Annotated in this window: 25 protein-coding genes and 2 pseudogenes; 14 read left to right on the top strand and 13 right to left on the bottom strand. The window is 37.3% G+C overall.

What is annotated here, in order from left to right:
- Window positions 1-16 precede the first annotated feature (16 nt).
- Window positions 17-342: pseudogene (locus ACM26V_RS07590) on the top strand (antibiotic biosynthesis monooxygenase family protein).
- A 73-nt stretch (window positions 343-415) separates the two neighbouring features.
- Here the strand turns inward: ACM26V_RS07590 and ACM26V_RS07585 are convergent.
- The gene (locus ACM26V_RS07585) at window positions 416-1,447 is read right to left on the bottom strand and encodes a FecCD family ABC transporter permease (RefSeq protein ID WP_416150820.1); all 1,032 of its coding nucleotides are present in this window, start codon (window positions 1,445-1,447) and stop codon (window positions 416-418) included.
- Entirely contained in the window at window positions 1,447-2,337 is an 891-nt protein-coding gene (locus ACM26V_RS07580; RefSeq protein ID WP_416150819.1) for a FecCD family ABC transporter permease, read from the bottom strand. Before ACM26V_RS07580 ends, ACM26V_RS07585 begins: the two co-directional genes overlap by 1 nt.
- Window positions 2,338-2,386: 49 nt before the next feature.
- Here ACM26V_RS07580 and ACM26V_RS07575 point away from each other — a divergent pair, with 49 nt between their 5' ends.
- The 3 genes from ACM26V_RS07575 to ACM26V_RS07565 all read left to right on the top strand — a co-directional run bounded on the left by ACM26V_RS07575 (window position 2,387) and on the right by ACM26V_RS07565 (window position 5,286).
- Entirely contained in the window at window positions 2,387-2,518 is a 132-nt protein-coding gene (locus ACM26V_RS07575) for a hypothetical protein (protein WP_416150818.1), read from the top strand.
- A gap of 114 nt (window positions 2,519-2,632) precedes the next feature.
- Window positions 2,633-4,189: a helix-turn-helix domain-containing protein gene (locus tag ACM26V_RS07570; protein ID WP_416150817.1), complete on the top strand. Its 1,557-nt coding sequence runs from the start codon at window positions 2,633-2,635 to the stop codon at window positions 4,187-4,189.
- Between the two features lie 104 nt (window positions 4,190-4,293).
- Window positions 4,294-5,286: an ABC transporter substrate-binding protein gene (locus tag ACM26V_RS07565; protein ID WP_416150816.1), complete on the top strand. Its 993-nt coding sequence runs from the start codon at window positions 4,294-4,296 to the stop codon at window positions 5,284-5,286.
- Window positions 5,287-5,545: 259 nt separating this feature from the next.
- Here the strand turns inward: ACM26V_RS07565 and ACM26V_RS07560 are convergent, their stop codons facing one another.
- On the bottom strand, window positions 5,546-5,947 hold the full coding sequence (locus ACM26V_RS07560; protein ID WP_416150815.1) for a hypothetical protein: 402 nt from the start codon (window positions 5,945-5,947) through the stop codon (window positions 5,546-5,548).
- Between the two features lie 738 nt (window positions 5,948-6,685).
- Between ACM26V_RS07560 and ACM26V_RS07555 the strand changes: the two genes are divergently transcribed.
- From ACM26V_RS07555 to ACM26V_RS07540, 4 genes are all read left to right on the top strand, one after another.
- Window positions 6,686-7,342 (top strand): TetR/AcrR family transcriptional regulator, encoded by a 657-nt coding sequence (locus ACM26V_RS07555; RefSeq protein WP_416150814.1) that lies wholly within the window; start codon window positions 6,686-6,688, stop codon window positions 7,340-7,342.
- A 378-nt stretch (window positions 7,343-7,720) separates the two neighbouring features.
- Window positions 7,721-10,060, top strand: a complete 2,340-nt coding sequence (locus ACM26V_RS07550) for an FtsX-like permease family protein (RefSeq protein ID WP_416150813.1) — start codon at window positions 7,721-7,723, stop codon at window positions 10,058-10,060.
- Between the two features lie 15 nt (window positions 10,061-10,075).
- Window positions 10,076-10,837 carry an ABC transporter ATP-binding protein gene (locus ACM26V_RS07545; RefSeq protein WP_416150812.1) on the top strand — a complete coding sequence of 254 codons (762 nt, stop codon included), beginning with the start codon at window positions 10,076-10,078 and terminating at the stop codon, window positions 10,835-10,837.
- Window positions 10,838-11,047: 210 nt separating this feature from the next.
- A complete protein-coding gene (locus ACM26V_RS07540) occupies window positions 11,048-11,419 on the top strand; it encodes an iron chaperone (RefSeq protein ID WP_416150811.1) in 372 nt (123 codons plus the stop codon).
- Window positions 11,420-11,485: 66 nt separating this feature from the next.
- On the opposite strand, the gene ACM26V_RS07535 is transcribed toward ACM26V_RS07540, so the two are convergent.
- Together ACM26V_RS07535 and ACM26V_RS07530 are read right to left on the bottom strand one after the other, a co-directional pair.
- Complete coding sequence (locus ACM26V_RS07535; RefSeq protein WP_416150809.1) at window positions 11,486-12,352, bottom strand: IS3 family transposase; 867 nt, start codon at window positions 12,350-12,352, stop codon at window positions 11,486-11,488.
- The gene (locus ACM26V_RS07530) at window positions 12,316-12,879 is read right to left on the bottom strand and encodes a transposase (protein ID WP_416150808.1); all 564 of its coding nucleotides are present in this window, start codon (window positions 12,877-12,879) and stop codon (window positions 12,316-12,318) included. The genes ACM26V_RS07535 and ACM26V_RS07530 overlap by 37 nt, the downstream gene beginning before the upstream one ends.
- A 178-nt stretch (window positions 12,880-13,057) precedes the next feature.
- Here ACM26V_RS07530 and ACM26V_RS07525 point away from each other — a divergent pair, with 178 nt between their 5' ends.
- From ACM26V_RS07525 to ACM26V_RS07515, 3 genes are all read left to right on the top strand, one after another.
- Window positions 13,058-14,485 (top strand): aldehyde dehydrogenase family protein, encoded by a 1,428-nt coding sequence (locus ACM26V_RS07525; protein WP_416150807.1) that lies wholly within the window; start codon window positions 13,058-13,060, stop codon window positions 14,483-14,485.
- Between the two features lie 306 nt (window positions 14,486-14,791).
- Window positions 14,792-15,991 carry a GTP-binding protein gene (locus tag ACM26V_RS07520; RefSeq protein ID WP_416150806.1) on the top strand — a complete coding sequence of 400 codons (1,200 nt, stop codon included), beginning with the start codon at window positions 14,792-14,794 and terminating at the stop codon, window positions 15,989-15,991.
- A 207-nt stretch (window positions 15,992-16,198) separates the two neighbouring features.
- Window positions 16,199-17,059, top strand: a complete 861-nt coding sequence (locus tag ACM26V_RS07515) for a nitroreductase family protein (protein ID WP_416150805.1) — start codon at window positions 16,199-16,201, stop codon at window positions 17,057-17,059.
- A 70-nt stretch (window positions 17,060-17,129) separates the two neighbouring features.
- Here ACM26V_RS07515 and ACM26V_RS07510 read toward each other — a convergent pair whose 3' ends face one another.
- Window positions 17,130-17,564: a YndM family protein gene (locus ACM26V_RS07510; RefSeq protein ID WP_416150804.1), complete on the bottom strand. Its 435-nt coding sequence runs from the start codon at window positions 17,562-17,564 to the stop codon at window positions 17,130-17,132.
- 256 nt (window positions 17,565-17,820) lie between these two features.
- Here ACM26V_RS07510 and ACM26V_RS07505 point away from each other — a divergent pair.
- Window positions 17,821-18,461, top strand: a pseudogene (locus ACM26V_RS07505) (2OG-Fe(II) oxygenase).
- Between the two features lie 205 nt (window positions 18,462-18,666).
- Here ACM26V_RS07505 and ACM26V_RS07500 read toward each other — a convergent pair.
- Complete coding sequence (locus ACM26V_RS07500) at window positions 18,667-18,813, bottom strand: hypothetical protein (protein ID WP_416150803.1); 147 nt, start codon at window positions 18,811-18,813, stop codon at window positions 18,667-18,669.
- 100 nt (window positions 18,814-18,913) lie between these two features.
- Window positions 18,914-19,849 (bottom strand): DMT family transporter, encoded by a 936-nt coding sequence (locus ACM26V_RS07495; RefSeq protein WP_416150802.1) that lies wholly within the window; start codon window positions 19,847-19,849, stop codon window positions 18,914-18,916.
- A gap of 259 nt (window positions 19,850-20,108) precedes the next feature.
- Between ACM26V_RS07495 and ACM26V_RS07490 the strand changes: the two genes are divergently transcribed.
- Window positions 20,109-20,243, top strand: a complete 135-nt coding sequence (locus tag ACM26V_RS07490) for a hypothetical protein (protein ID WP_416150801.1) — start codon at window positions 20,109-20,111, stop codon at window positions 20,241-20,243.
- A gap of 50 nt (window positions 20,244-20,293) precedes the next feature.
- Here the strand turns inward: ACM26V_RS07490 and ACM26V_RS07485 are convergent, their stop codons facing one another.
- The 5 genes from ACM26V_RS07485 to ACM26V_RS07465 form a co-directional block, all read right to left on the bottom strand.
- Window positions 20,294-21,397, bottom strand: coding sequence for an ABC transporter permease (locus ACM26V_RS07485; RefSeq protein ID WP_416150800.1), 1,104 nt, complete (start codon window positions 21,395-21,397; stop codon window positions 20,294-20,296).
- Window positions 21,394-22,686, bottom strand: coding sequence for an ABC transporter permease (locus tag ACM26V_RS07480; RefSeq protein WP_416150799.1), 1,293 nt, complete (start codon window positions 22,684-22,686; stop codon window positions 21,394-21,396). The genes ACM26V_RS07485 and ACM26V_RS07480 overlap by 4 nt, the downstream gene beginning before the upstream one ends.
- A gap of 6 nt (window positions 22,687-22,692) precedes the next feature.
- Complete coding sequence (locus ACM26V_RS07475) at window positions 22,693-23,625, bottom strand: ABC transporter ATP-binding protein (protein ID WP_416150798.1); 933 nt, start codon at window positions 23,623-23,625, stop codon at window positions 22,693-22,695.
- A 129-nt stretch (window positions 23,626-23,754) separates the two neighbouring features.
- Window positions 23,755-24,396: a response regulator gene (locus ACM26V_RS07470; protein WP_416150797.1), complete on the bottom strand. Its 642-nt coding sequence runs from the start codon at window positions 24,394-24,396 to the stop codon at window positions 23,755-23,757.
- Window positions 24,393-25,547, bottom strand: a complete 1,155-nt coding sequence (locus tag ACM26V_RS07465) for a sensor histidine kinase (protein ID WP_416150796.1) — start codon at window positions 25,545-25,547, stop codon at window positions 24,393-24,395. Before ACM26V_RS07465 ends, ACM26V_RS07470 begins: the two co-directional genes overlap by 4 nt.
- A gap of 327 nt (window positions 25,548-25,874) precedes the next feature.
- Here ACM26V_RS07465 and ACM26V_RS07460 point away from each other — a divergent pair, with 327 nt between their 5' ends.
- Entirely contained in the window at window positions 25,875-26,702 is an 828-nt protein-coding gene (locus ACM26V_RS07460) for an ion transporter (protein ID WP_416150795.1), read from the top strand.
- Window positions 26,703-26,863: the final 161 nt, after the last annotated feature.

The raw sequence follows: 26,863 nt of genomic DNA, 5'->3' as shown, positions 1-26,863 counted from the left end.
AAGAAGGAATGTACGAATGTTTATCCAATTTAAAAGCCTTTCAGTAACGGAAGGAAATGGAGAACGTATGGTTCAGCGCTTTGCATCAGAAGAGATTATTGAACAGCAAACAGGCTTTATAGATCTTAGCGTTCTACAAAAAAATAGAGAAAAGGTGCTGAAGAGGTCATCATCATGATTCGCTGGGAATCAGAGTATGCATGGAAAGCATGGGAAACGAGTGATATTCACTTAACAGGCCATCGTGCGAATCGTGGAAAGCCACCCCCTTCGTTTATTATCAATAGCAAGCAAGAGGTCTATTATGTAAAAGGTCAAAAAGAATATGTCACACCTAAATAATCATGAAAAGAATACGTGAACAAAGAGACGAACCATATAATTGTCATATTCCTTTTTAGACATCAGTCATCTATTAGCTATTCATCCCAACGTTTTTTCTTGTTAAAAGCATATAAATTAAATATGGTGCTCCAATTACGGAGATGACAATTCCAACAGGAACATCAGCAGGTGATAAGAGATTTTTACCAATCATATCGGCGAGCAGTAAAAGAAATGCTCCAATGAAAGCTGAAACAGGCAAAAGGCTAAAATAATTTGGCCCGTTCAATCTTCTGGCAAGGTGTGGTGCTAGTAGTCCTACAAAAGCAATTCCCCCTCCGACAGCGACACAAGATCCTGCTAGTGCTGCTGAAAGGCATAAAAGAAGGCGGCGTTCAGACTCTACTTTTAAACCAAGGCCATGGGGGATCGTCTCACTAAATTGGAGAAGGTTCATTGTCCTTGCTTTTAAAAAAGCAATTGGTGTTAAGATGACAATCCATGGAAGTAAAGCCCATACATATGGCCATTGTGCCCCCCAGATACTTCCTGTAAGCCAGATCGTCGCCTGTTGGAAATCCTTTGGGTCCATTTTTAACTGTAGAATAATTAATAACGCACCACATAGTGCGTTAAATCCTAAACCCATTAAAAGAAGCCTTCCTGGTTCAATGCCATTTTTCCAAGAAAAAAAGTAGATTAAAAAGGCAATTGTCAGAGCACCAATCAATGCAAAAACAGGTAGGAAAAATGGAGAAGCTAATAAACTGCTATTGGACTGTCTGAACAAAAACATACAAAAGACTACGGCAAGCCCTGCACCAGCATTGATTCCTAGAATTCCTGGATCAGCTAGAGAATTTCTCGATAATCCTTGAAGAATAGCACCAGAAAGGGCAATTCCAGCTCCAATTAAGAGTGCTATAACCATTCTTGGTAATCTAAGCTGGTAAAGAACGAGTTCCTGTTGAGGCGTGCCATTTCCCTTAAATGTCGTAACGATTTCTTTTATCGAAATGGGTATAATCCCAGTTGAAAGGCTTAGGAAAAAGACTGCGATGATTAAAAGCATAAAGCTAAGTAACCAAAATTTTGATTGATGAAAAGCTTGTTTCCATTCCATTAGATATACCCTCTTTTCTGTCGAGATAAATAAAGGAAAACCGGTACACCAATAATTGCAGTTACGGCACTTACAGGAGTTTCGAAGGGAGGATTAATCATGCGAGCACCAACATCTGCAAGAATGAGAAGCAAAGCTCCAGCAATAGCACTCAGCGGAATGACCGCTCGATAGTCAGAACCTACGAGCAGGCGAACAATGTGTGGAATAACAAGACCAATAAATCCAATGGCTCCACCAATTGAAACTGCGGCCCCACATAAAAGGATAACTGTAACGATACCTATCAATCTCACTCTTTGATGAGACTGCCCCAGTCCAGTAGCGATCTCTTCTCCCATAACAAGAATGGTTAGAGAACGACTAATACAAAGAGCTAGAAATACGCCGAATACGACTGTCGGAAGAAGAACAAAAACATGCAACCATTTTGTACCGGAAAGTCCACCCGCAAACCAAAAACTAAGATCTTGAGCTACTTGATAATAGAGGGCAATTCCTGTTGATAGAGCACTAAAAAGAGTACTTAATGCAGCTCCTGCTAATGTTAATGTCACTGGTGAGATGCGATCCTTTGAGAACATCGAAAAAGCTAATACACAGGTGGCACCCAATGCAGCCCCGGAGAAAGACCAAATGAGGAGCGTCCAATAGGAGCCCGATCCGATAAATGCAAGAGAAATGGCGATGGCTAAACCAGACCCATGTGTGATTCCAATAATCGAAGGATCGGCAAGTGGATTTCTAGTCAGACCCTGCATAATCGTTCCGGCTACTGCAAGAGCAGCACCAATTAAAGCAGACGCTAATGCTCTCGGAAACCTCACTTCAAAGATAAGTTGGTGTTCAATATTATCTTTATCAAATGAAAAAAAAGAATCAATGATCACAGAGGGTTCAATCCAAACAGCTCCAAGGCCTATAGACAGGAGGAAGCTGATGAAGAGAAGGGAAATCCCAATTATTCCCCATTTAATGGTTTTATTCCAAGTTCTTTCAAACGGAATGATAGGTTTATTATTTATTAGAAGTTTTGATGATGTATCCACATTGAATCAACTCTCTTATTAATTTTTAATTGAAAATGATAATCATTTTCAATTATTTTGTGATTACTTATTAATCTACTATTACTAGGTAATCTTTGTCAATTGTTTTTCAATAAATTTGGAAGGTGTTAATTATATGTCCTATATTCATCTAGAACAGGTTGATCCTTTTCACATATCTTTATTAAAAATGCGAGAAGGAATAAGTGAAACAATTAACCAACTACATAAATATAATTGCCTGATTTATATTTCATCAGGTATAGGCTTTTTACGTAGTGGAGAAGAGGAGATCAAAGTCGTTACAGGGAAATGCTATATTTTTACAGAAGAAAGTGAACTTTTCTCTTCATCTTCTCAGCTTTTCAATGTTTACATCATATCCTGGCCCAAAAATGAAACGGAATTATCTTTTTTATTCTCTGCTCGTTTAGCTAAACAATTACCAGCAAAAGTAAGTCCATTATGGCAGGAGGCTTTATCGCTTCAAGGGAGGAAATCATACTCAGAATCTTGTCGTTTTAAGAGTACGGTATGGTATTTATTATCACTGCTAACGGAACCATCAGAAGTAGATGAGATGGACGAGATTATCGATATCATGAGAATTCACCTATCAAATCCGTATACGATTTGTAAATTAGCCGAAAAAGCCAATATGAATCCAACTTCATTTACAAGAGCTTTTAAGAAGAAATTTGGATTATCTCCAAAGGAATTTCTGATTAGAGAAAGAATACGAGCTGCAAAAGAATTAATGGTTCAAAATAAAGGGATCACAACAAAGGAAGTAGCATTAAAAGTAGGGATGCAGGATGAGTTTTATTTTAGTAGACTGTTTAAGGAAAAAGTAGGATTACCTCCTTCGGTGTATATGAAAAGGTCTGAGGAGAGGATTGCTATTGTAAGTCAAATGTTTTTACAAGATCATTTACTGGCTTTAGGGATACAGCCGGTGGCAGCACCTGCCTATCCATCGGTTTATCCAACGAGTGGAGGCGTACCGAGGTATTTAGAAAAGGGTCTCGAAGGAACACAATTATTAAATGCCGAAAAAGTCTTTCAACCTGAAGAAATCTTACAAGCGCAGCCTGACCGAATTCTAAAAACATTTCTGCATAATGGAGAGAACCAATCGATTTTATTACCACATGATCATAAGGTTGAGCATATTCCCTTTCAAGCAAATTGGTATGAGTATTTAAGGGAGATTGCTCGTTTATTTGGAAAAGAAAGCAAAGTCGATCACATAGAGCGAGAGGTTGAAATATTGGAAAATACCGTGAGAGATGAGCTATGTCCATTAACTAAAAGGGGGAAATGGGCTGTCATTTGGGTTCGTAAAAAAGAAATTCGTCTGTATGGCTACAAGGATCATGCACTTCTTGATCTTCTTTATCAAAAGTTAGGATTTGAGCCACATCATCAGTTACCAAAAAGCGGCTACCAAATTGTTTCGGTAGAACAATTAGCTCAGTTACAATGTGACAAACTCCTTATTCTTTGGAGCCATGAACGCAATGTTTGGAAGCTTGCGCAGACAAAGGAATGGAAAATGATGAAGGCCGTTCAGGCCAATGAAGTGTACTTTCCAAATAGTGAAGAGTGGGATCCATGGGGACCACTCGGAAGAAAAAAAATGCTCGCAGAATTTGTGAATACATTTCAAAGATCGAAGGTAAAGTCATCGTAAATGATTGTTTTCTCCATTCAATATGTTAAAAATGTCCATGTTCAGTCTCGCATATAGCCACTATAATTGAGAATGAGTTTCATTATTAATTAGGAGGAAGAAGAATGAGAAAATACTTATCACCTTTTTTTTTGTTGCTAATGCTGCTATTGCTGGTATTATCAGGTTGTGCTAGTGAAGAGAGTAATGCGGATGAACTAAAAGAAAATCAAGAACCAGAAATAGAGGAAGAAATAGAGGAAGTAGAAGAAGAAACGGAAGTAGAAGAAGAAGCGGAGACAAGAAAAGTTGAGCATTTATATGGAGAAACAGAAGTACCAATGAACCCTGAGAAAATTGTCCTTTTATCACATGTATCTTGGGAAGGTTCATTAGTATCAGTTGGAGTGAAGCCATTTGCAGTCATGGCCTATGACAATGAGTTTCCCCCACATTTAACGGATGAGTTAGCAGGAGTAACAGCCTTGCCTTATGCGGATGAAATTAATCCAGAGGAAATTGTTGATTTAAATCCGGATTTATTAATTATTAGTGATCGTTATAAGCCTTTATATGATCAGTTATCTAGTACGATCCCAACAGTAGTTGTAGAAGTTGGCGGAGATTGGAAAGAAGATCATTTGAAAGTGGCTGAAGCAGCAGGAAAGTTAGAGGAAGGTAAAAAGATCATTGAAGATATGGAGAAACAAGCGGAAGAGATCGGAGACCGTATACGAGAAAAAGTCGGTGACGATACATTTATGGCCGTTGCGATAAATAAAGAAGATATTCGAGTGTTTGGTACGACCAATCATGCAACTAATTCGCTTTTATTTGATGATTTAAAATTAATACCTGCTGAAAATCTACCAGAAGATTTCGGTGAAAATATTTCAATAGAAGGATTGGTAAAGTATAATCCTGACCATATTTTTGATGTTACCTTCTTTAATAGTGGAGAGTATTATAATTCGGTCACGGATGGAGAGGTTTGGAATAATTTAGAGGCTGTTAAAAACGAGAATGTCCATACCCTTTCTACAACATGGGGATTCTGGGATCCGATTGAACGTCAAAAAGGATTAGAAGAAATAGAGGAATTGTTTTTAACAAATTAATTACTTTGCTTTTATTCAATAGTCTTTCTAATATGGAAAGACTATTTTTTCTCATCTCATCACATGTGAGGTAAATGCACAGATTCTCTCAGATATGGCCATCTTCTACATAAAAATATCTAGCAAGGTGCAGGCCTTTTTATGTAGAATGTGTCGAATCTACTGCTTCGTACAGAGTGTGGAGTTTCAGTTCGCTTTCCTTTTAAAATGAAGGGGAACATCAAGTAAGTTCTTTAACATCTATAAATTTGTTTTAGTTTTAGGTCGGTTTGAATAATTTCTCCTGCCATAGTTGATACAGATAGATGATAAGTGCAAAACCGATCATCATAGCAACAATAGCTAGTGTAGATACAGTCGATTCACTCGAAACAAGCCCCATCCGTTGCAAAACCGGGTAACCGATGTACATAAATAACCCGTCCAAAAGTATATTGACAGTCAAATAAATCCAAAATTTCCCGAAAGTAAAGTGGAATATCCAGATAACTATAACTAAATATGGACCATAGACCCAAGGAACTGGGGCGACTTTATCCCATCCGAAAAGACTGGAATCTACCTCTTTCCACCACCCGTAATGGTAAGCTGCTTGATATGACAAGGTATGAATAACGGTCATAAATAGAGCTACCGGCATGTACCTGCGCACAGTATCCATTTTCAAAAAAAACAAGGACGCCCATGGCAATAGCAAGAGTGACCAGAGAATAATCAATTTCATATCATTAATCCCCTCCAATTAGTTCTTTGTGTAGTGTTACTCTCGGTTCATAAATTTATTCATTAGAAGTAACTGAAACAGCGACTTAGTAAACAAAATAACATTCCAATGGGGGGGGTGTACGGTTGTCAATAAACTTGGTGCTTTCTATTTAAAAACTGAAATATTCTTTATGGTCAAATAGAAATGGATAATTCCGTTTCATTTAAATGATGCGGAATATCCCACTATATCAGTCAGTTTGGTGGGCTAACATGCCTGATAAAATAAATGGCATCATAAAACTTATATGGCTTTAAAACAAAAGGGTACATACCTAATTCCTGCTTTTAAAATAATTCATCCAAGTCAAAGAAAGAATTTTCAATCTGTTCTATCTGACTACCTATTTTTTCTCCAAGATTGTCTTTAACCCAAGAAATTACCTCCTCCAATAGAACGTAAATCCTATTTAAAAGAAATTATTCAATATTATGGTAACCTTATATTTACGTAGTGTTAAATTTCTTTAGAGTTGATATTTTGTCGTTTAAGGAAAAAATGACGGAATTTACATTATGTAAATAAACTATTAAAATTTGATAAATTTTACATTAAAAGCATTGATTGTGAATTAAAATAGTTCTATTATAAGTATAGACTGACGGTCGGTTTACAAAAAGGTGGTTTAATTTAATGAGAGTCATAAAAGATCCAGAAGAACGACGTAATGAAATAATGGATGTAGCGGAAAGGTTGTTTCTAACAAAAGGTTATACCGGAACAGCCATTAATGACATATTAAAAGAGATTGGAATTGCAAAAGGGACGTTTTATTATTACTTTCAATCGAAGGAAGAAGTAATGGATGCGATTGTTATGCGTTTTATAAAAAAAGGGGTTGAAGCTGCCACCTGTGTGGCAAATGATACGAACTTAACAGCTCCTGAGAAGCTCTTTCATATTTTAATGTCACAAAATCAAGGTGATGATGAGAAGATGCAAATGGTTGATCAATTGCATCATGTAAATAATGCAGAGATGCACCAAAAGAGTTTAGTTGAATCGATTGTTCAATTAACTCCTGTTTTAACACAGGTCATTGAACAAGGAATGGAAGAAGGTGTTTTTGAAACTGATTATCCGCAAGAATCGGTTGAATTTCTACTTGTTGCATCTCAATTTTTATTTGATGAAGGAATCTTTCAATGGAAACCTGAACAACTGATAAAAAAAGCAGTGGCATTTACTAACATCATGGAGAAGTCTTTAGGAGCTAAGCAAGGAACATTTTCTTATATTGTGCAACTTATAAGTGATTCAACACAAAGAGGAGATGATTCATCTGAATAAAGAGGAATTAGTACAACAAGTTACAAGATTTTAGCTTTAACTACGATTGAAGCGTTAAAAGGAATTTAGTGACTAATACTTCAGTGCATACTCATTTTGCATTTACTGCTCAATCCCATTCCGATTACTTATTTATGTGGCGTCTATATACCTCTTAATTTATTTCCTCACGAGTTACAAATGTTAACAATATTTAATCCAACGACCTATGCAGTAACTTTCTTTCAAACTCTCAGCTTAGGGTATTTTTTTAATTTATCAACCTTTGCATTTTCGAAAGTGGATTTTTCTACTATAAGTTGAGAAAACGTTTAAAAAGATTTTTTAACAATCGTAAGCCAATGTTGTTAGGAAAAGTGGAGGGAGTTAGGATATCGAATGTTACTAAAGATGGTACGAAACGATTTTAAAAGACAAAAAAGCATAAGTGTAACTTTAATGATTTTTATTATGTTAGCCGCATTATTAGTGGCTAGTGGCTCAGGCATGATCATGAAATTAATTGATTCGATTGATCAACTCTTTATCGAAGCGGATGCTCCTCACTTTGTGCAGATGCATGCTGGATCGATCGATCAATCTGAAATCGATCAATTCGCACAATCAATTGATTATGTCGAAGGACAGCAAACAGTTACCATGTTGAATGTCGATGGTGCAAATGTGCAAATCGGTGAAAACGAAGAGAGAGAAATCAATAGTGTGATGGATACTAGCTTTGTCACACAAAATGAGGCGTTTGATTATTTACTTGGTTTAGAAAATGAAAGAATTCACGTTAATCCTGGAGAAATTGGTGTTCCTATTTATTATAAGCAACGTGATGATCTGAATATAGGTGAATCAGTAACCATGTCAGATGGAACAACGGAAATGGATTTTACAATCACACATTTTGTTCGCGATGCGTTAATGAATCCGTCCGTTGTTCATTCTAAACGATTTTTAGTTCATGAAGAGGATTATAATATCGTAAGTCAGTTTGCGGAAGTCGAATATTTAATTGAATTTCAGTTGTCAGATTTAAGTTATTTACCAGACTTCTCACAAAGTTACCAAGCTGCACAGTTGCCAAATAGTGGTCCGACAATTGATTACCAATCGTTTCAATTACTAAATGGGCTAACAGATGGGATTGTTGCTGTCGTTGTTATTCTTGTGAGTTTATTGCTAATTGTCATTGCGAGTCTTTGTCTCCGTCTAACGATACAGGCAACAATTGAAGAGGATTATCATGAGATCGGCGTTATGAAAGCAATCGGATTAAGGCATTCATATATGCTGAAACTTTTTTTAACGAAATACATTGTGATGACAGTGATTGCTTGTTTGGTTGGTTACGGACTTTCCTTTTTATTAAGTCCGTTATTCACAGAAAATATTCAAGTTTATGCTGGGACCTCAAATATGGGGCTGTTGGAATCACTTATTCCAATTGTTTCTGTGGGTGTCATTGGTTTATTGGTTATTCTATTTTGTCGGTTTACTTTACGAAGGCTAAATCGTATTTCGGCCGTTCAAGCCTTACGAGCTAGCAGCGAAGGAGACGGATTTAAAAGGGGCAAAAAATTGTTGTCTCTTTCAAAAAGTGGCTATACTCCCGTCAATCTTTTTTTAGGATTTCGTGATCTTGTCATTAGATTTAAAGTATATCTTTTATTGTTTATCATTTTTATTATCAGTTCATTCATTATAATCGTACCAGTTAACTTCTACAATACGATTCATTCACATCAGTTTATTTCTTATATGGGAATTGGTCAAAGTGATATTCGGATCGATTTACAGCGTTCAGATGATACGATGGAGCGGCTAAACGATGTTGTCACTTATTTAGAAAATGATGAAGAGGTTGATAAATATGCAGTTTATATGACATCGCAATTTCAAGTATTAAACGAAGAGGAAGGTACATTTGATAATCTTACCATTGAAACAGGTGATCTTTCACAGTTTCCGCTCGATTATTTGGATGGTAGAGAGCCTTCAACTGAAGATGAATTAGCTCTTTCGTATTTGAATAGTCAAGATTTAGAAAAAGAAGTAGGAGATTCATTGATTGTAAGAACAGAAAATGGCGTTGAATATGGATTGAACGTTAGTGGGATCTATCAAGACATAACAAATGGTGGTAGGACGGCCAAAGGACGATTATCGGCTAATGAAGATCGAGTGTTATGGTATGTCATTAGTGTAGACCTAGAGGAACATGTTGTCATTCAAGACAAGGTAAGTGAATATACGCAGTCTTTTCATCCAACTAAAGTGACGCATTTGCAGGATTATTTACAGCAAACGTTAGGTGATACGATGGAGCAATTACGAATGTTGACAATCGTGGCTATCTTTATTGGGCTATTTATTTCCATATTGATTACAACCCTTTTTATTAAAATGTTATTAGCAAAAGATGTTAGGCAAAACGCCATTATGCGTAGCATTGGATTTTCAATTAAGGATATTCGGCAACAATATATATCGCGCATCGTCACAGTTATGGTTATTGGAATTACGGTCGGTACGCTCATTTCCAATAAAATTGGTCAAAGCCTTGTTAGCTCAATTTGGTCATTTATGGGCGCTTCAAAAATTGAATTTGTGATAGATCCAATTCAAGCGTACATCATTTTTCCAATTATGCTTTTATCGTGTGTCATTGTGACAACGGTTATTGCCACTTCATCAACCGATCAGAAACATTCCGTTTTTAGAGATTAAGAGGAGGGTTCTGCCATGCAAACGATTCTTGAAACTAAAGGAATCAAAAAACAATTCGGAAAGAATAAGAAAATGACAGTTTTAAATAATATAACGTTAACGGTAAAAGAAGGAGAATTTGTTTCCATTATGGGTCCTTCTGGATCTGGTAAATCAACGCTTCTTTATACACTTAGTGGTATGGATCAAATTTCTGATGGAAGTGTTGTGTTAGATGGGCAAGAGTTAGCAACCCTAACGGAAAAGCAATTAGCGGAGTTGCGATTAACTAAAATGGGATTTATTTTTCAAAATCATCACCTATTAAAAAATCTTACGCTATTTGATAATATTATTCTTTCTGCTTATTTATCAAAAAAAGACAGCCGCAAAAAAGTAAATAGAAAAGCATCAGAATTGATGAAGAAGACGGGTATTTCCCAATTGAAGAGTCATGATCTCACTCAGGCTTCAGGAGGTCAGCTACAGCGTGTGGCCATTTGCCGATCACTTATTAACGAGCCACGAATTCTGTTCGGAGACGAGCCAACAGGTTCATTAAACTCACAGTCTGCAACTGATATTATGAGTTTACTTAAAACAATTAATGAAAGTGGTACGACGATTTTGTTAGTGACTCATGATCAAAAGGTCGCTGCTAAAACTGAGCGAGTGCTTTATATGATCGATGGTGAGATTGTCGGAGAAAAATTGCTTCAAAAATTTGACGGAAAAAGTGAATCATTGCAGAAGAGAGAAGAATCACTTGCGACATGGTTAAGGAAAATGGGATTTTAATGAGTGAAATATCGAAAGTCTTTGCGATATCCACTGCTGAGCCAGTTTCGACGCTGGAAATAAACTCCCGACGGTAACGGTGGACCTCGAACGTTTAGAAACTTTTCATTAGTGAAGAAATCGGTGAAGAATATTCAAGCTGGCGTATAAATTTTAGGAATATACAGTACTAGACCATTAGTGTGAATACTTTAATAACTGGAGGATGACATGGAAGTTTATGCGAAATATTTAGCAGGGATCGATAATCCTGATAACCGCGACCGAACAGAGGAAATTCTGACTTGGATTAATCATAAATATCCTAATTTGCAACCATTAATCAAGTGGAATACGCCAATGTTTTCTGATCACGGTACATATATCATCGGTTTTTCCACAGCAAAGCATCATTTGAGTGTTTCACCCGAGGAAGCAGGCATTACTCACTTTTCCGATAACATTAAACAAACTGGCTATAGCGCTACAAAAGGCTTGTTTCGAATTAAGTGGAGTGAGCCAGTAAATTATGAATTGCTCGAAAAAATGATTGAATTTAATATCGAGGATAAAGCAGAATACACAAAATTTTGGCGGGAATAATACATCATAACTTATGCAAAAACGTATGGAAAAAATGGTGGTTACCCCTAAAAGTTAAAGTTTATATTATGCTGCTAATTGGCTGGATTGCGTTCTGAATACGACTGGACTTAATCCAGCCAATTTTTCTTTTGATCGTTCATGGTTGTACCAGTAGATATATTCTTCAATCCGTTCTTTTAATTTTTCATAGCTTACTAATTTTTCTCCATAATACATTTCTTGCTTTAAAATGCCAAAGAAATTTTCCATTGAAGCGTTGTCTGCACAGGTTGCTTTACGTGACATACTTTGGAATATTTTATTTCCTTTTAAAGTCCTCACCCATTGGTTGTGCTGGTAATGCCACCCTTGATCGGAATGGATGGTCGTGCGATAGGTTGCACGATTCTTTATGATCTCTATCGTTTCTTTTAAAGGTTCCGTGACAAGATCTAACGTTGGTCGTTTCTTGATACCAAAAGAAATAACTTCTCTATTATAAAGGTCAAGAATTGGATTTAAATATAACTTCTCTTCACCTAGACACTTAAATTCTGTAATGTCGGTAACTAACTTTTGAAGAGGGATAGATGTGTTAAAACGGCGGGATAATCGGTTTTTCTCTACTTTTCCAACGTTCCCCTTATAAGAATTGTATTTACGAGATTTCCTCATAAATTTCACACATTTCAACCCAAGTTCTCGCATGATTCGATACACTTTTTTATGATTGATAAGATGTCCTGATTTCTTTAGTTCTTTCGTAATGCGTTTATAACCATACCGTTCATGAAACTTCTTAAATAAATGTTTAATGAGTTCTTTTAGTTCTGTGTCCAAATCTTCTTTTTCAAAGTTTTTAACATGATAGTGATAGGTTGCTTCAGGAATGCCTATTACAACGAAAATATCTTTTAATCGGAATCCCTCTTCTTTGAGTTCGAATGCCATTTTTGCTTGTGCTTTTCGTGGAATGCACTCGGATTTTCCCGAAAAGCTTTCAACTTTTTTAGATACGCATTTTCTAACCTTAGTCGTTCATTCTCCCGTTCTAATTCTGCTTCTCGTGTTACCTTTTTTTCTTCCTTTTTCATCTTATTATTAGATTTCTTAGACATAGAAGGCCACCCCTTTGATTTTAGTTCCAGGCCTTCTACCCCTTGTTCACGAAATGTCTTCATCCAGCGTTTGATTAGGGAAGGGTTGTTCAATTTAAATTGAACAGCAGTTTCTAAATAGGAAGCACCTGTGTCTAATATAAATTGTATCGTATCTAGTTTAAATTGAACAGAATACTCCTTCTTCGACTTTCTTCGTTTTAATCCTTCCACCCCTTGAGATTTAAAAATATTCACCCACTCAATAATTGACGTGCGACTACCCATATTATATTTTTTTGCCAATGATCCATAGCCAATGTTTCCGTCTAAATACTCGACGACAAGTTTCATTTTAAATTCTTCACTATATTTTGCCATAAAAACACCCCCGAAAGTTAGTTTTTAACTCTAACTTTCGGGGGTCGGCACCAATCCATGCGTTTTTATGCATTAAATTTATATTGTTTTAGTTATAGATTTGCTGGGAATAGAAGTGCTGTACACTTATTTTTTAAAAAATAGAGATTATTAACATATACAAAAAGGAGATGTTTCTATGCGAAATCAGCTTAAACATTATATTAATGGAGAATGGATTGAGTCAACTGGCCCAGAAACAATAGAGGTCATCAATCCGGCAACTGAGCAAGTTTTAGGTGAAATCAGCTCAGGTACTGAAGAAGATTTAGAAAAAGCGGTAAAGGCTGCAAGGGCAGCATTCCCAGCTTATTCTCGTTCGACGAAAGAAGAACGAATCCAGTGGCTAAAGAATATTGTGAAAGGCTATGAGGCTAGGAAAGATGAGCTTATCGATGTCATGACAGATGAACTTGGCGCTCCGCTGTCTGTTTCAGATGAGGTCCATTATCACATGGGGCTTGGTCACTTCAAGCAGGCGGTTGAATCTCTCTCTGACTTTTCATTCTCAGAGGACAGGGGTGGACATACGCTATTAAAAGAATCAATAGGTGTGAGCGGACTAATTACTCCGTGGAACTTTCCAACGAATCAAGCGTCTACAAAAATTGCTAGCGCCATTGCGGCAGGAAGCCCCGTTATCCTCAAGCCTGCTTCAAAGACACCATTTGCAGCAATGATTTTGGCAGAGATTATTGACGAAGCGGGTGTGCCAAAGGGGGCATTTAACCTAGTGAACGGATCTGGATCTGTCATAGGAAATGGGATCAGTTCCCACCATGATATTGATTTCGTATCCTTTACTGGTTCCGGTACGGTCGGAAAAAAAATTATGAAAAACGCCGCAGAAACGATAAAGAAAGTAGCATTGGAGCTTGGAGGAAAGTCTCCGATTGTCGTTCTTGAAGATGCAGACGTTGAGAAGGCAGCTAAAACAGCGATATCCAATATCATGACAAACACAGGGCAAGTATGCTCTGCGGGAACTAGAGTGTTCATACCTCAATCTATGAAAAAATCATTCGAGAAAACTATTGTGGATTTACTTCCAACCTTTCCTTACGGGGATCCCCGTAAAGAAGGAATTGTCACGGGACCACTTGTGTCAAAGGATCAGTGGGACACGGTTCAGTCTTATATTAAAAAAGGTGAAAAAGAAGCGACGCTCCTCGTTGGAGGTACTGGGAAGCCGGAAGGACTGGAAACAGGATACTACGCTAAGCCAACTATTTTCACGGATGTTTCTAACGATTCGGTTATCGCTCAAGAGGAAATATTCGGACCGGTAACGACTATTATTACGTACGAAGATCTGGAAGACGCAATTGAGATGGCAAATGATTCTGTTTACGGACTTGCAGGCTTTGTTGTAGGGAAAGATCCTGAAACATTGAGGCATGTAGCATCGAGTATTAGATCGGGACGCATTAAAGTTAATGACGCTAATACAGATTTCAACGGCCCGTTCGGAGGATACAAACAATCCGGTATCGGTCGTGAATGGGGTGACTTTGGAATCGAAGAATACCTTGAAATCAAATCGGTACATGGTATGCCGTCAGCATGATTATGTCCGTACTAGCATGACTATGCTAGTACGGTTTTTTGTCTATTAGGCGACCTATCCTACCTTCTGTATAATTATTGAGGACAGGGATAGAATCCCTTGGAAGGATACATAATCCCTCATATTCTCCCATACTATTTTATCCTCTTCTGAAGACACAATATTACATAATGAAAATAATATAGAAAGTAAAGATATGGAAAAGTAACGATTTGATATTTTTGACAAGTAAGAGATAAGGAAGTAATATGAAGTATAAATCGTAATCATTACTATTTAAATACTCAATTAAGAGGATGTGGCGATATGAAAAAGAAAATTCCAGTTACTGTTTTAAGCGGCTATTTAGGAGCGGGAAAAACAACAATCTTAAATCATTTATTGAAAAATCGTGAATCTCTTAAAGTAGCAGTGATTGTAAATGACATGAGTGAAATAAATATTGATTCAGAGCTAGTGAAACAAGGTGGAGAACTGTCAAGGACAGAAGAAAAGCTAGTAGAAATGACGAACGGTTGCATCTGTTGTACTCTAAGAGAAGATTTATTAATTGAGGTAGAGAAACTAGCGAAGGCTGGAAACGTTGATTATATCGTCATTGAATCAACAGGTATAAGTGAACCAACTCCAGTCGCTCAAACCTTTTCTTACATTGATGAAGAACTCGGGATTGATTTAACGAAGTTTTGCCAGCTAGACACGATGGTAACAGTCGTTGATGCAAACCGTTTTTGGAAGGACTTTAGATCAGGGGAAAGTTTGCTTGATCGAAAGGAAGCGCTTGGAGAAGACGATACGAGGGAAATCGCGGATTTACTTATTGATCAAATTGAGTTTTGTGATGTTCTTCTGTTAAATAAATGCGATCTAGTATCAGAAATAGAACTGGAAAAGCTGGAAAAGGTCCTCAAAACGTTACAACCAAAGTCAAAAATTATTCGTACAGTAAACGGAATGATTTCCCCAAAAGAAGTACTCAATACGAAATTATTTAATTTTGATGAGGCCAGTTCATCTGCCGGCTGGATTCGTGAACTTTCTCAAGGACACGAGCAGCATACTCCTGAAACAGAGGAATATGGCATTTCATCTTTTGTATATCAGCGACGGCTCCCGTTTCATTCAGAGCGCTTTAATAATTGGATACATTCTATGCCAGAGGAAGTGGTAAGAGCGAAGGGGATTGTTTGGTGTGCTACAAGGAATGAATTAGCTCTTTTAATGTCACAAGCAGGGCCATCCGTTTCGATTGAACCGATAACTTATTGGGTTGCATCCTTGTCGAAGTCGGAGCAGGAACAAACGATAAAAGAAAGTCCTCATTTATTAGACGACTGGGATGTCGTATTTGGTGATCGACATTCCAAGCTTGTATTTATAGGTGTTGATTTAGACCCTGGTGAAATTACAAGGGAGTTGGATAACTGTTTATTAACTTCATCAGAGTACGATACAGATTGGGAAATATTAGATGATCCATTTTCATGGAACTTGAAAAAAGCATAGGGGGGAAAAGAAGATATGTGCTAATGGCGGCTCATTTTAGAAAGGGACTAGATTATTAATCTAGTCCCTTTATTTTAACTCGTAGATAGTTATTGAGCCACCGAGTACTTTAGTTTTCCTTGGTACCTAAATAGGTTAATATAAAATTAACAGGATTTACTAAATAAAAGAATAGAAGATATTTTGAGTTTAGGGGAGTAGGTAGATATGGGGTTCGAAAAGTCAGTCATTAAAACGATGGGGAAGCGGCAATCGATCAGAAACTACGATACGAAAGAAATAACAGAAACGGATTATAAGCTCATAAGTGATTTCATAAGTAATGAAGAAAATTTATTCCCCCCATTTGGGAAGACTGGGGGAATTCAAGTTGTTCAAGTCACCAATAATGTGACAGATAAAGGCATAAAGCTAGGAACCTATGGGTTTATAAAAAATCCAAGAGCGTATCTAGTTGGTAGTACGGAAAATAATAAATACTCCCTTGTGGAGTTTGGATATGCCTTTCATAAAGTAGTCTTGTATTTAACGGAGTTAGAAATTGGCACTTGTTGGATGGGAGGTACGTTTAATCGAAAATCTTTTGAAAAGGAAATAACCCTTCATGAAGGACACTTTATTCCTTGTGCGACACCACTTGGTTACGCGAAAGACAAACAGCGACTTTTTGACAAAACACTTCGAAAAGTTGTGAAAGCAGATAATAAAAAATCGTGGGATAAATTGTTTTATGATGGAAGCTTTGAAATGACGTTAACTAAAGAAAAAGCTGATTATTTAGAAGTACCTATTGAAATGGTGAGAATCGGACCATCTGCATCAAATAAACAACCATGGAGACTAGTGTTATCAGAAGATCGAGTAACTTGTCATTTTTATATAGAGCATACACCAAACTACAATAAATTAGGTTATAATATGCAGTTGTTAGACATGGGAATTGCCATGTGTCAGTTTGATTTAGCTTGTAAGGAATTAGATGTTGAAGGTAAATGGGCGATAGATGATCCTAATTTAGAACTTCTTAATGAACATACGGAGTATATTTATAGCTGGAGTGTTAAATAAAATTAGAAAAAGCGTTCAGACATAATAATGTCACAACGCTTTTTTTGATGTCACGTTTTCAAGACGAGGCTTATTCGTCTTTATCCGGATTTGGATGCTGCTCTTCAGCAAATTCAAAAGCGAAACTTTGGTTGAAGCCGCGTTGTTTTTCGAGAGATAGCGGCTTTACATTCTTAACAATATAAGAATGAACAAACAATTCTGATCCTACAAAAAGTGTTGCCGATATAATGCTTCCCCAACCAATCATTAAATAGCTGTGAAAAAGCACCCCTCCAAACACCCAGACAATGAAATATACTAAGAAAAAATCTAGAACAACCGCGCTCTTTTTTCCAATTCGCGGAAGCATGATTTGATCACCAAAAAAATAAGAAATAATGGTCACTATTAAACTAAATGAAATGATTTCCAAAAAGGTTGCATTAAATAGCAAACCTAAGCTAATCAAAAAGATAAAGCTGCTAGAAACAAACTTAATAAATAAGATATTTAGGTGCTTCACAGTATCAATACTCCTTTTTTCTTAGTTATGTCCAAAGCTTTGAACTTCTATACATCTCTAGACTTTAGTTTTAAAAAAAATGCTAGATTTAAATCAATTCTGGGTGTAAAATTAAGGAAATCCTTATTTGAATTGCGAAGTGAAATGATGGAATCTTTGTGGCATTATAAAATTTCGCAGAGGGATTTCACATGTTAAAAGACTAATATTATTTTTCGGAAAATTCGAATTTTAAAGGAGTTGGTGAAAGGTGATAATCGATGTTACGGATGTAACGCAAAAGGAACCAACTATTTTTAATCATACCGGAAATAAAATTATAACGCCCGATCGTGAAATTCCTATCATTGCTAGATTAGAAGAACCGTTGATTGCCGTTTTAGGAAATGTGTTAAGCGATAAAGAATGTGATCAACTGATAAGTTTGTCAAAAGACAGGATACAACGTTCTAAAATTGGGAATGTACGGGAAGTAAATGAACTAAGAACTAGTAGTAGTACATTTTTGCAAGAAGGGGAAAATGACGTTGTCTCCAGAATTGAAAAAAGAATATCGCAGATCATGACCATACCTGTAGAGCATGGAGAAAGTCTTCAAATTCTTAAATATGAAATAGGGCAAGAATATAAGGCACATTTGGATTATTTTTCATCGTCAATCCATGCTGTAAATAATCCAAGAATTAGCACACTAATCATATATTTGAATGATGTGGAGAAACGTATTTTCCTAAACTGAATTTTTCTGTATCTCCTCAAAAGGGGAGGGCGGTTTATTTCGAGTATTTCTATAATGATAGCGCTCTAAATGAATTAACAGTTCACGGCGGTGCGCCAATTGTTGCAGGAGAAAAGTGGGCTCTAACACAATGGATGAGAAGAAAAAGAGTCGACTAATAAAAAGTATTGTGGGTTTTCACTATAATAAAAGGACTCGTAATTATACGGAAGTCCTTTTCAGTGTTTTAATAGCTTCTTAATATAAATCCTTGTTTATTGGCATACTCATTAACTGTTTTAAATAATTTGCTTCTACAAATGCTATATGAATTGTGAATTTCTCTTTTTCCATTAATCATATATTCTTCGAAAACAATAAAGTTTAAATGGTCCATTTTTTAACTACAAATTGATTACATTCATATTCTCCACATCTAATATTACCAGAATAGATAAAATCAATGATGCCTTCATAATATTCTTGCTCGGAAACCTCAAATTCTAAAAATGACTCTAGTAACTCTTGCACCTAATCACTTCCTTAGCAAATTATTTACCTTTTTGAATGTTTTTTGGTTTTCTAGTTTGCTAAAACACTGAGTTAATTCCCTAGTAAAATCGATGTTCCCTTATTGCCAAGAAATATCTTTATCTGGATAAAGTTCCTTCACTCTTCTTCTTAGTGATACAACAGTTAAAACAATCGATACAATAATTAGTACGATACCAAATGCCTGCCATAGTGTCAGTAGTTCATTTAAGATATAAACACTAATGATTACAGAAATAATTAACTCGACGGAAGATAAAATGACGGCTTTACTCGATTCTACATAGTAGAGGCCGAGAGTGAATAAAATATATGCGAATATTGTCGAAACGATCGAAATTCCTAACAGTGGGAACCAGATACTTCCGGTTAATAATACATCCCGATGCTCCCATATGCCGCTTGTTGGAATTGTAAATAGACTACCGAAGACGAGAGCGTAGAACGTCATTGTAAACGGATGGTAAATACCACTAATAAATTTTCCGATTAGGCTGTACGATGAACAAAATAACCCTGCAAGAAGACCTAATAGAATCGTACCTACGGTGACAGAAACATTGCCTGCTGGTATAAACCCGATCGCAAGCGAGCAGCCTAGAATCGTTAACACGATGGCAATACTTTTCTGCGGAGTAACTTTCTCTTTATATAAAAATCTAGCAATGATTGCTGCGAAAATTGGTGACGTATAAATAAATACGACGGCAATGGCTACAGTAGAACGTTCCATGACCGCAAAATAAAACCAGTTAAATAAAGCAATACTGACGACTCCTAACACAAAAAAGTAAGGGAGGTCTTTCAATTTTACTTGTAAAGATTCTCTCGAAAATAAAAACAGAATGAAAAACAAAATAATGGATGAGATGGACAAACGTGCAGTGACTACTTGCCAAGGAGTAAATCCGTATTCATAGAGGTTCTGAACAAACATACCCGTCAGACCCCAACATGCAGCTCCACTGATAACTAGTGCATAAGCAACTGCTTTATTAATGGTTGTTTTCATCATTTCCCCTCCCTTATATATAATGCGTCGTACGTTTAAGCTAACCCATAAAGGAAGGCATTACAATGAAAAATCGTGAGTTTAGAGGATACTTTTTCAGTATAATATTATGAGATACTTTTAAGAAGTGTAGAGAAAGAGTGGTAATATCCATAATGCAGTACTAGATAGGTTATTTACATAATTGACAGGTCCATAGATTTTATAAAGAGGAAAGGACAAAATAAGTGAACTATACTGTATTCGGGAGGGAATTGGACACATGAAGAAAGATGAACAGTTAAATGAGAAAGCACCATTAAACAACAATTTAAATTCTTCGACCCTACAAATGAATCAAGAGATTGAAAAGGAACATAAAAAACCAAAGGTTGGTAAACGATGGAGACAGAAATAAGAAAAAATGAACCTAACAGGGCGGATGCTCTGTTAGGTTCGTCGCGTATATCAAGCTCTTCGTTCCATTAAATTGATACCGATACCCATTGAGATAACACCGAACAGGATCAAGACCGACAACGATCCTGCTATTTCAAAGATGCCATGATCTAGAAGCGCTACAGCTTTTAATGCCTCTACGCCGTAGTAGAGCGGCATCGCTTTAGATAGCATAAGGATGATATCATTGGAGACAATTTCTATAGGCCAAAAGGCGCCACCGATCATTGCCATCGCTGTTGCAACAATTGGAATCACTGCTTGAAGCTGTTGAGGAGTCCTTACTAGTCCAATTATCAGCATGCCTACGGAAACGATAGCGAATGCAAAGCAAGCAATAATTAGCATGATAACTCCGAAATTAGCGCCGATGTTAAAGTTCAATACATATTCAAAGAATAGAAAGATCATCAAGATTTGTAAAAAACCAATAACAAAGCAGTACAATAAGTGTCCGAGATAAACTTCCCATTTACGTAATGGTGAGACAATTAAACGATCCCATGTACCATTTCGTTTTTCTTGAGCAACGTTCATGAGACTAAACATCATTGTATACACTGAAAAGAAGAGGGTCATCCCGAAAAGAGTATGAAGCTTTTCATCGTAAACAAATCCTTCGCCTTCACCAGTGATTGTCTGACTAGTGACAGTCAGAACTGGATCCTCAAGTTCTTGACTAATACTGTCACGAATACCATCCGACTCGAGTGACGATTCAACTTCAGCTAACCTCAGTTCTTTTTGAAAAACTTGACTTACATAGCTGTCAACGATCTGATAATCCTGATCTTCGACAGTAACGAGCATACGGTAATTGTCATCCATCAGTTGCAATGCGAGGCTTGCCTCGCTATTAATAACAGAATTACGAGCATCTTCTTCATCAGTAAGTTCGAATCGGAACGTGTCTGATTCATTTAAGAGTGTAAGCCATTCGTCGGCCGACGTTTCGCTGACGTTTTCTGAAAGATATGTTTGCACCGTAATCTTGTCACCCGACCCATTTCCAGCTAAGAAAAACACAAAGAAAAGAGTGAGGACAAAAAACGATACACCGAGGAACGGTTCTCGTCGAAACCTTTGCAATTGTAATAAAAATATCGAAGTCATGACGTCACCGACCTCCTTTTCGGAAAAATAATAACACTAGTAATGAGTAGCACCAATGTAATCAATACAACTCGTAGCAATGGCGAAACAACATCCATCCATTCAAACCCTTGAATCCAGTGGAGGTAGGCCGTCATTGCTGCACCATTTGGTGTCCAGTTCCCAAACTCAACAATAAAACCAGGCATACCTGCGAGTGGGAAGAAACTACCGCCAGCGAAAGCGAATATCGTCACGATCCCTCCGGTGAAAATACCGTCAATTCCTTCCGCTTCAAATCGAATCGAGAGAGATGTTAAGAGGCTTGCCAAACTTCCAACGCAAAGTGCTAGAATTCCCGATATAGCAACGATGCCTATCCAAAAATCAACTGATCCTAATGAAAAAGTTTGGAAAATAAAAGTCGATGATAAAAATAAGATAACGAGTTGTAAAAATGCTACAACCATAGCTGAAATAACTTTCCCAGCAAGGTAAGCGCTAGGGTGAACTCCAGATAGGATAATCCGGTTAAAAACTTGTTGCTGCTTTTCGACTCTTGCCTTAGCAGAAATCGTTCCTGCAACATAGAGAACAAACATCACTGCCATTCCAATTGTATAGTACTGCATCGAATTAACAGGGTCATTTTTTGTTACCGTCACAATTCCACCAATGTCTGAAGACGTTATCTGTGACTCATCAAGTTGAGAAGAAGAATCACCAGCAGCTGTCATAATCGCAGTTTCCAAATTGAAATTTGTTGTAAAACCATTTATTATTTCAGAAAAAATATTGGCATAAATAGAACCTTGGTCACTTAACGTAAGAGAAATTTCACTGGCTGAACCGTCAGAATACACCATTTTCCTTAAACTCTCATAAGTGAAGTTTTCTGGAAGTGTTAGGATGGCATCAATGTTTCCTGCTTCAAGTGCCTGATTCGCTTCCTCCGCGTTCTTTTCTTCTGTATCAATCATCTCACTTAACTCTGGACCATGTAACATATCATCAAGGAGAGCAGCTGGTTGAAGCGATTCCGCAATACCTCTTAGCTGATTGAATTCAGCATCTGGCAGTCCAAGAGTCTCAACTTCTTCTAGGAATTCGGTAATTCCGGCTTCCCGATCATCTTCATTTACAATGGCTACATCGATATCAATAGCTGATGTATCACCACCAAGGATTCCACTGAGTGCAAACCCTAATATTCCGATTAAAATGATTGGCATCAATAGTAAAGTGATCATTTCCGAACGATCACGCACGATTATTTTGATGTCTTTCCATAAGAAATGTCGCATCATCATCACCTCCTAATCTCTTAACTTTCGGCCAGTTAAGTGGAGAAAGACATCTTCTAACGTTGGAGTCTGAATAGTGACATTGAGAACTTGGGCTTGATGGCGATCGGCTATTTGAAATAGTTCACCTAATAGGCGCCTCCCTTTAGGAACGATCAATTTCAACCCATTTTCGGTCTCTAATGTTTGTAAAATTGCTTCGTGTTGCTTTAGTTCTTTAAAGAGGTTGGGGTATGGGCGATCGAGATCAATTAGAATCGTTTCCTCACCTGAAAGAATGCTCTTCAATTCATTTTTTGTCCCTGATGAAATGATTCGTCCATGATCCATAATATAAACACGGTCACAAAGGCGCTCAACTTCCTCCATATAATGACTTGTATACAAAACGGTCATCTTCTTTTTCAAATTAAGTTCCCGAACCATTTCGAGAATATGGCTACGCGATTGTGGGTCAATCCCGACTGTCGGTTCATCCATAATTAGAATTTCAGGGTTATGGAGAAGCGCCGCAGCAATGTTTACTCTTCTCTTCATTCCACCTGAATAGGTTTTGACGATGTCTTTTTGCCGATCAGTTAAGCCGACTAGTTCAAATACATCTTTGATATTTTCCTCAAGTACCTTTCCTTTCAGTCCGTAAATGCGCCCGAAAAATTTCAGGTTTTCATAAGCAGTGAGTTCCTCGTAAATAGCAATATCTTGTGGTACGACCCCAAGAACACGGCGGATTTTACTCGGATCTTTAATGACATTCTTTCCATCAAGTAAGACATCACCTGATGTTGGCTTGATTAACGACGAAATCATTGAAATTGTTGTTGATTTCCCAGCTCCGTTAGGTCCTAAAAGACCAACTGATTCACCGCGCTCAAGATGGAGATTCACTCCTTCTACAGCAACTTTGCCTTTAAATTTTTTTGATAATTCTTCTGTTTCTAACATCGTGGAACCTCCTCGATTTTACTGTTCGACTAACTAAAGTATAAACGTAAAGAGACAGTGTTCCCACTGCCTCCAGTCACCAATTTTCTTCAATTTTATGACTTAAGTCATGTTGCTTGGAATGACTAATTACACAAGGTGATGGCGAATCGCATAAATCGCAATTTGTGTTCGGTCGCGAAGGTTCAATTTATCTAGGATAGTGCTAATATGATTCTTTACTGTTCCTACCGATAAATGCAACGTCTCAGAAATTTCTTTATTATTGAGACCTTCGCCGATACAGCGAATTAGTTCGGTTTCCCTGTTGGTGAGGCTAGGATCGATGTCGATCGCCTTCACTTCTTGACGTTCCATCAAGCTCGGAACCACCTTTGCTGCAACTTGTCCTTCAAGTAAAAGACCACCATCAAGGCAAGTTCGGATCGCGCGAATTAATTCATGTGGTTCCGCATCTTTCAGCATATATCCACGTGCGCCACTTTTTAATGCCTCAATGGCATACTGATCATCGTTAAACGTTGTCAGCATTAAAATCTTCATTTTGGGCCAACGTTCATGAATCTTTCTTGCTGCTTCAAGCCCATCCATTACTGGCATTCGGATATCAAGAATTACCATTTCAAACATCCGGCCCGATTCACAGAGGGTAATCGCTTCTTTACCGTTCCCTGCTTCTCCCGTTACTTTCATCTCAGCATCCGTCTCTATCATCATTTTTAATCCTTGGCGGACGATACCTTGGTCTTCAGCCAACAATATCTGAATCATGTTCGAACCTCCTTGGTTTCTGTTAATGGCAGCGTCCCACGCACGATAAACATGCTTGAATAAGTCTTGATTTCTAGCGTGCCTCCTGCTAATTCAATACGCTCCCGCATCGACTTTAGACCAAATCCTTCTCGTAAGGAAACATCATCTTTTGTTTGATTTGACACCTCAAAGCGGAACACGCTCCCAGCAGGTGCCTCGAAACGTATATTAACCTCTCTTGAGCGACTATGTTTCATTATATTTGTCAACGCTTCCTGAACAGCGCGATAAATGGCAATCGCTTGATCATTTCTTAATGGTGCTGTTAATGCTCCATGACGCATAGTGAAATGGATACGAATGAGACTTTCTGCTTCTAATTTTCGGATCAACTGAATTACTGCAGGAAGTCCACCTCTACCATCTTGTTTCAACGTTTTGACTGCATTTCTCGTTTCCTCAAGGCTATCCTTGGCGAGCTGTTTTAGTTCTTGTATTTCTTCCTTTGTCTCTGGAGCTGATTTCAATCGAAGCACCTCGATGTGCATGAGAAGGGCAGTTAGTTTATGGCCAACGGAGTCATGGATTTCACGGGCGATTTGTGTCCGTTCTTCTTGCCGGACTGCTTTCTCACCTGAAACGAGCTGTCTCTTCATCTTTCTATATTCAGAAAATAACGCCTCATTTCGGCTAATTGTATCTCGTGCCGTTCCGACAGTTTGTTTGTAAATGAAAAGTGCAGCGGTAACGAGAAGAGCATACAGGATGACAAAGATGTACTCCGATTGCTCACCTCTACTCGAGATAAGGAGTGTCCCGGCAATTCCATGGATACCAATTGCTAATGCCTGAATCCCACTTAAACGAAATACTGCTTTGCCGACAAGGACTGTGTAAATTAAAAGGACATATAATGTCGTATGATTATGGGGGTCAGGCCAAAGTGTTATAGTCGTGATAGCAATAGTCATTAGGAGAAGTGCAGTAAGTATTTTAGGAGTTTGCCTGAATAATGGCGCCAAAAAGAAAAGTACAAAAAATACGGAGGCACCAACAACTCGTATAGGCATTTCCAATATTGGATAGGGGAATGACATGAGTGCCATCACCCAGGCTGCAGCGAGAATAATGAACCAAAACCAAAATTGATGTCGTTCGATGGCTCCCATCACGATTCCTCCTTTGATTCGAAGATAACTCTGTCGTAGACAGAGTTATCTTCGTTTTTCCACATGTTGCATCTCTGTATATCATACACCAAGATGAAGGTCACGGAAATTGGTTATTAAAACTCACAACATTTTGTAATGATTGTTTGAGATAGGTTAAGAACGTAAACAGACATTTACTCATTTCTGATGACTAGATTGATAGTTGGAACTTTCTTCTATTTATAAATAAGCTTTTTCAGATGCGTATTGCAAGAGTAAGATGGTATAATAGCCAAGTTACTTAAAAGCCATGTTTATTTAAGTAAGGTTAACATAGATAAGTAAATGGATAGAAGGGAAATGTGGTTTGCGAAAATGGACTTTATACTAAACTTAAGAACAAAGATGAAAAAAATAGTCGAACATAAAAACTTTCAAGCTATTGTAATAGCTATCATTATGTTAAATGGATTAGTTATTGTAGCCGAAACCTATTTTAGAGGGAATAGCTTACTTTTAATTTTCGATCAAATTATTGTCTGGATCTTTGTGTTTGAAGTGTTTATTAAAATAGCTGGTCTGGGTTCAAAAAAATATTTTTCAGATAAATGGAATATTTTTGACTTTTCGATTGTTATAGCAAGCTTAATATTTTATGCTACTCCTTTCGTAAGCGTCTTGAGATTGATAAGAGTATTACGTTTGATTCGGATGATTCCCGCCATTCCTGCTTTACGTAAAATCATCGACGCTTTAATGAAATCTGTGCCGGCTTTAACAGGGATTTTAGGATTAACCCTCTTAATTTTTTCTATCTATGCGATTATCGGTACAACATTCTTTAGTGAGGTACTAGATTACGAGTTTTTCGGAAGTTTCCATACATCTCTCTTCACATTGATGCAAGTTGTCACGTTTGAATCGTGGGCAAGTCAAGTTGCAAGACCAATTATTCATGAAATTCCATGGGCTTGGTTTTATTTTGTCACATTCATTGTTATTGGTGCACTAGTTATTTTAAACCTCGTTGTAGCTGTCATCTTGAGTTACTTGGGTCAAGAGGATGATGCAATTCGGGCGGAACAGATGGAGAGAATTTACGAAGAAAATAGAGAATTGAAAAGAGATGTTCAGGAAATTAAAAAAATCCTGCTTGATAAGAAAGAGGTTTAGATTTAGAGCTAGAGCTAGTTTAGAAAAAGGAACCCCATCCCAAGTGTCAATCGCTCTGAATCACTCGCTGATTCGGAGCGTTTTCCGAATTCCAAGCATCAATCGTTCTGAATCACTAGCAGATTCGGAGCGATTTACGAATTCCAAGCGTTAATCGCTCT

Origin of the sequence: Salipaludibacillus sp. HK11 (assembly GCF_047795645.1) — a bacterium.
Taxonomy (GTDB): Bacteria; Bacillota; Bacilli; order Bacillales; family Salisediminibacteriaceae; genus Salipaludibacillus.
This window is presented reverse-complemented; position numbering and strand designations above follow the sequence as displayed.

What these genes read in the sequence shown, in the direction of transcription:
- ACM26V_RS07485 (WP_416150800.1), bottom strand. Translation starts at nt 21,397, where the DNA reads ATGACTTCGATATTTTTATTACAATTGCAAAGGTTTCGACGAGAACCG.
- ACM26V_RS07550 (WP_416150813.1), top strand. Translation starts at nt 7,721, where the DNA reads ATGTTACTAAAGATGGTACGAAACGATTTTAAAAGACAAAAAAGCATA.
- ACM26V_RS07545 (WP_416150812.1), top strand. Translation starts at nt 10,076, where the DNA reads ATGCAAACGATTCTTGAAACTAAAGGAATCAAAAAACAATTCGGAAAG.
- ACM26V_RS07490 (WP_416150801.1), top strand. Translation starts at nt 20,109, where the DNA reads ATGAAGAAAGATGAACAGTTAAATGAGAAAGCACCATTAAACAACAAT.
- ACM26V_RS07525 (WP_416150807.1), top strand. Translation starts at nt 13,058, where the DNA reads ATGCGAAATCAGCTTAAACATTATATTAATGGAGAATGGATTGAGTCA.
- ACM26V_RS07530 (WP_416150808.1), bottom strand. Translation starts at nt 12,879, where the DNA reads ATGGCAAAATATAGTGAAGAATTTAAAATGAAACTTGTCGTCGAGTAT.
- ACM26V_RS07560 (WP_416150815.1), bottom strand. Translation starts at nt 5,947, where the DNA reads ATGGATACTGTGCGCAGGTACATGCCGGTAGCTCTATTTATGACCGTT.
- ACM26V_RS07495 (WP_416150802.1), bottom strand. Translation starts at nt 19,849, where the DNA reads ATGATGAAAACAACCATTAATAAAGCAGTTGCTTATGCACTAGTTATC.
- ACM26V_RS07520 (WP_416150806.1), top strand. Translation starts at nt 14,792, where the DNA reads ATGAAAAAGAAAATTCCAGTTACTGTTTTAAGCGGCTATTTAGGAGCG.
- ACM26V_RS07555 (WP_416150814.1), top strand. Translation starts at nt 6,686, where the DNA reads ATGAGAGTCATAAAAGATCCAGAAGAACGACGTAATGAAATAATGGAT.
- ACM26V_RS07465 (WP_416150796.1), bottom strand. Translation starts at nt 25,547, where the DNA reads ATGGGAGCCATCGAACGACATCAATTTTGGTTTTGGTTCATTATTCTC.
- ACM26V_RS07565 (WP_416150816.1), top strand. Translation starts at nt 4,294, where the DNA reads ATGAGAAAATACTTATCACCTTTTTTTTTGTTGCTAATGCTGCTATTG.
- ACM26V_RS07535 (WP_416150809.1), bottom strand. Translation starts at nt 12,352, where the DNA reads ATGGCATTCGAACTCAAAGAAGAGGGATTCCGATTAAAAGATATTTTC.
- ACM26V_RS07475 (WP_416150798.1), bottom strand. Translation starts at nt 23,625, where the DNA reads ATGTTAGAAACAGAAGAATTATCAAAAAAATTTAAAGGCAAAGTTGCT.
- ACM26V_RS07575 (WP_416150818.1), top strand. Translation starts at nt 2,387, where the DNA reads ATGAAGAGAAGGGAAATCCCAATTATTCCCCATTTAATGGTTTTATTC.
- ACM26V_RS07470 (WP_416150797.1), bottom strand. Translation starts at nt 24,396, where the DNA reads ATGATTCAGATATTGTTGGCTGAAGACCAAGGTATCGTCCGCCAAGGA.
- ACM26V_RS07540 (WP_416150811.1), top strand. Translation starts at nt 11,048, where the DNA reads ATGGAAGTTTATGCGAAATATTTAGCAGGGATCGATAATCCTGATAAC.
- ACM26V_RS07515 (WP_416150805.1), top strand. Translation starts at nt 16,199, where the DNA reads ATGGGGTTCGAAAAGTCAGTCATTAAAACGATGGGGAAGCGGCAATCG.
- ACM26V_RS07460 (WP_416150795.1), top strand. Translation starts at nt 25,875, where the DNA reads ATGGATAGAAGGGAAATGTGGTTTGCGAAAATGGACTTTATACTAAAC.
- ACM26V_RS07570 (WP_416150817.1), top strand. Translation starts at nt 2,633, where the DNA reads ATGTCCTATATTCATCTAGAACAGGTTGATCCTTTTCACATATCTTTA.
- ACM26V_RS07585 (WP_416150820.1), bottom strand. Translation starts at nt 1,447, where the DNA reads ATGGAATGGAAACAAGCTTTTCATCAATCAAAATTTTGGTTACTTAGC.
- ACM26V_RS07480 (WP_416150799.1), bottom strand. Translation starts at nt 22,686, where the DNA reads ATGATGATGCGACATTTCTTATGGAAAGACATCAAAATAATCGTGCGT.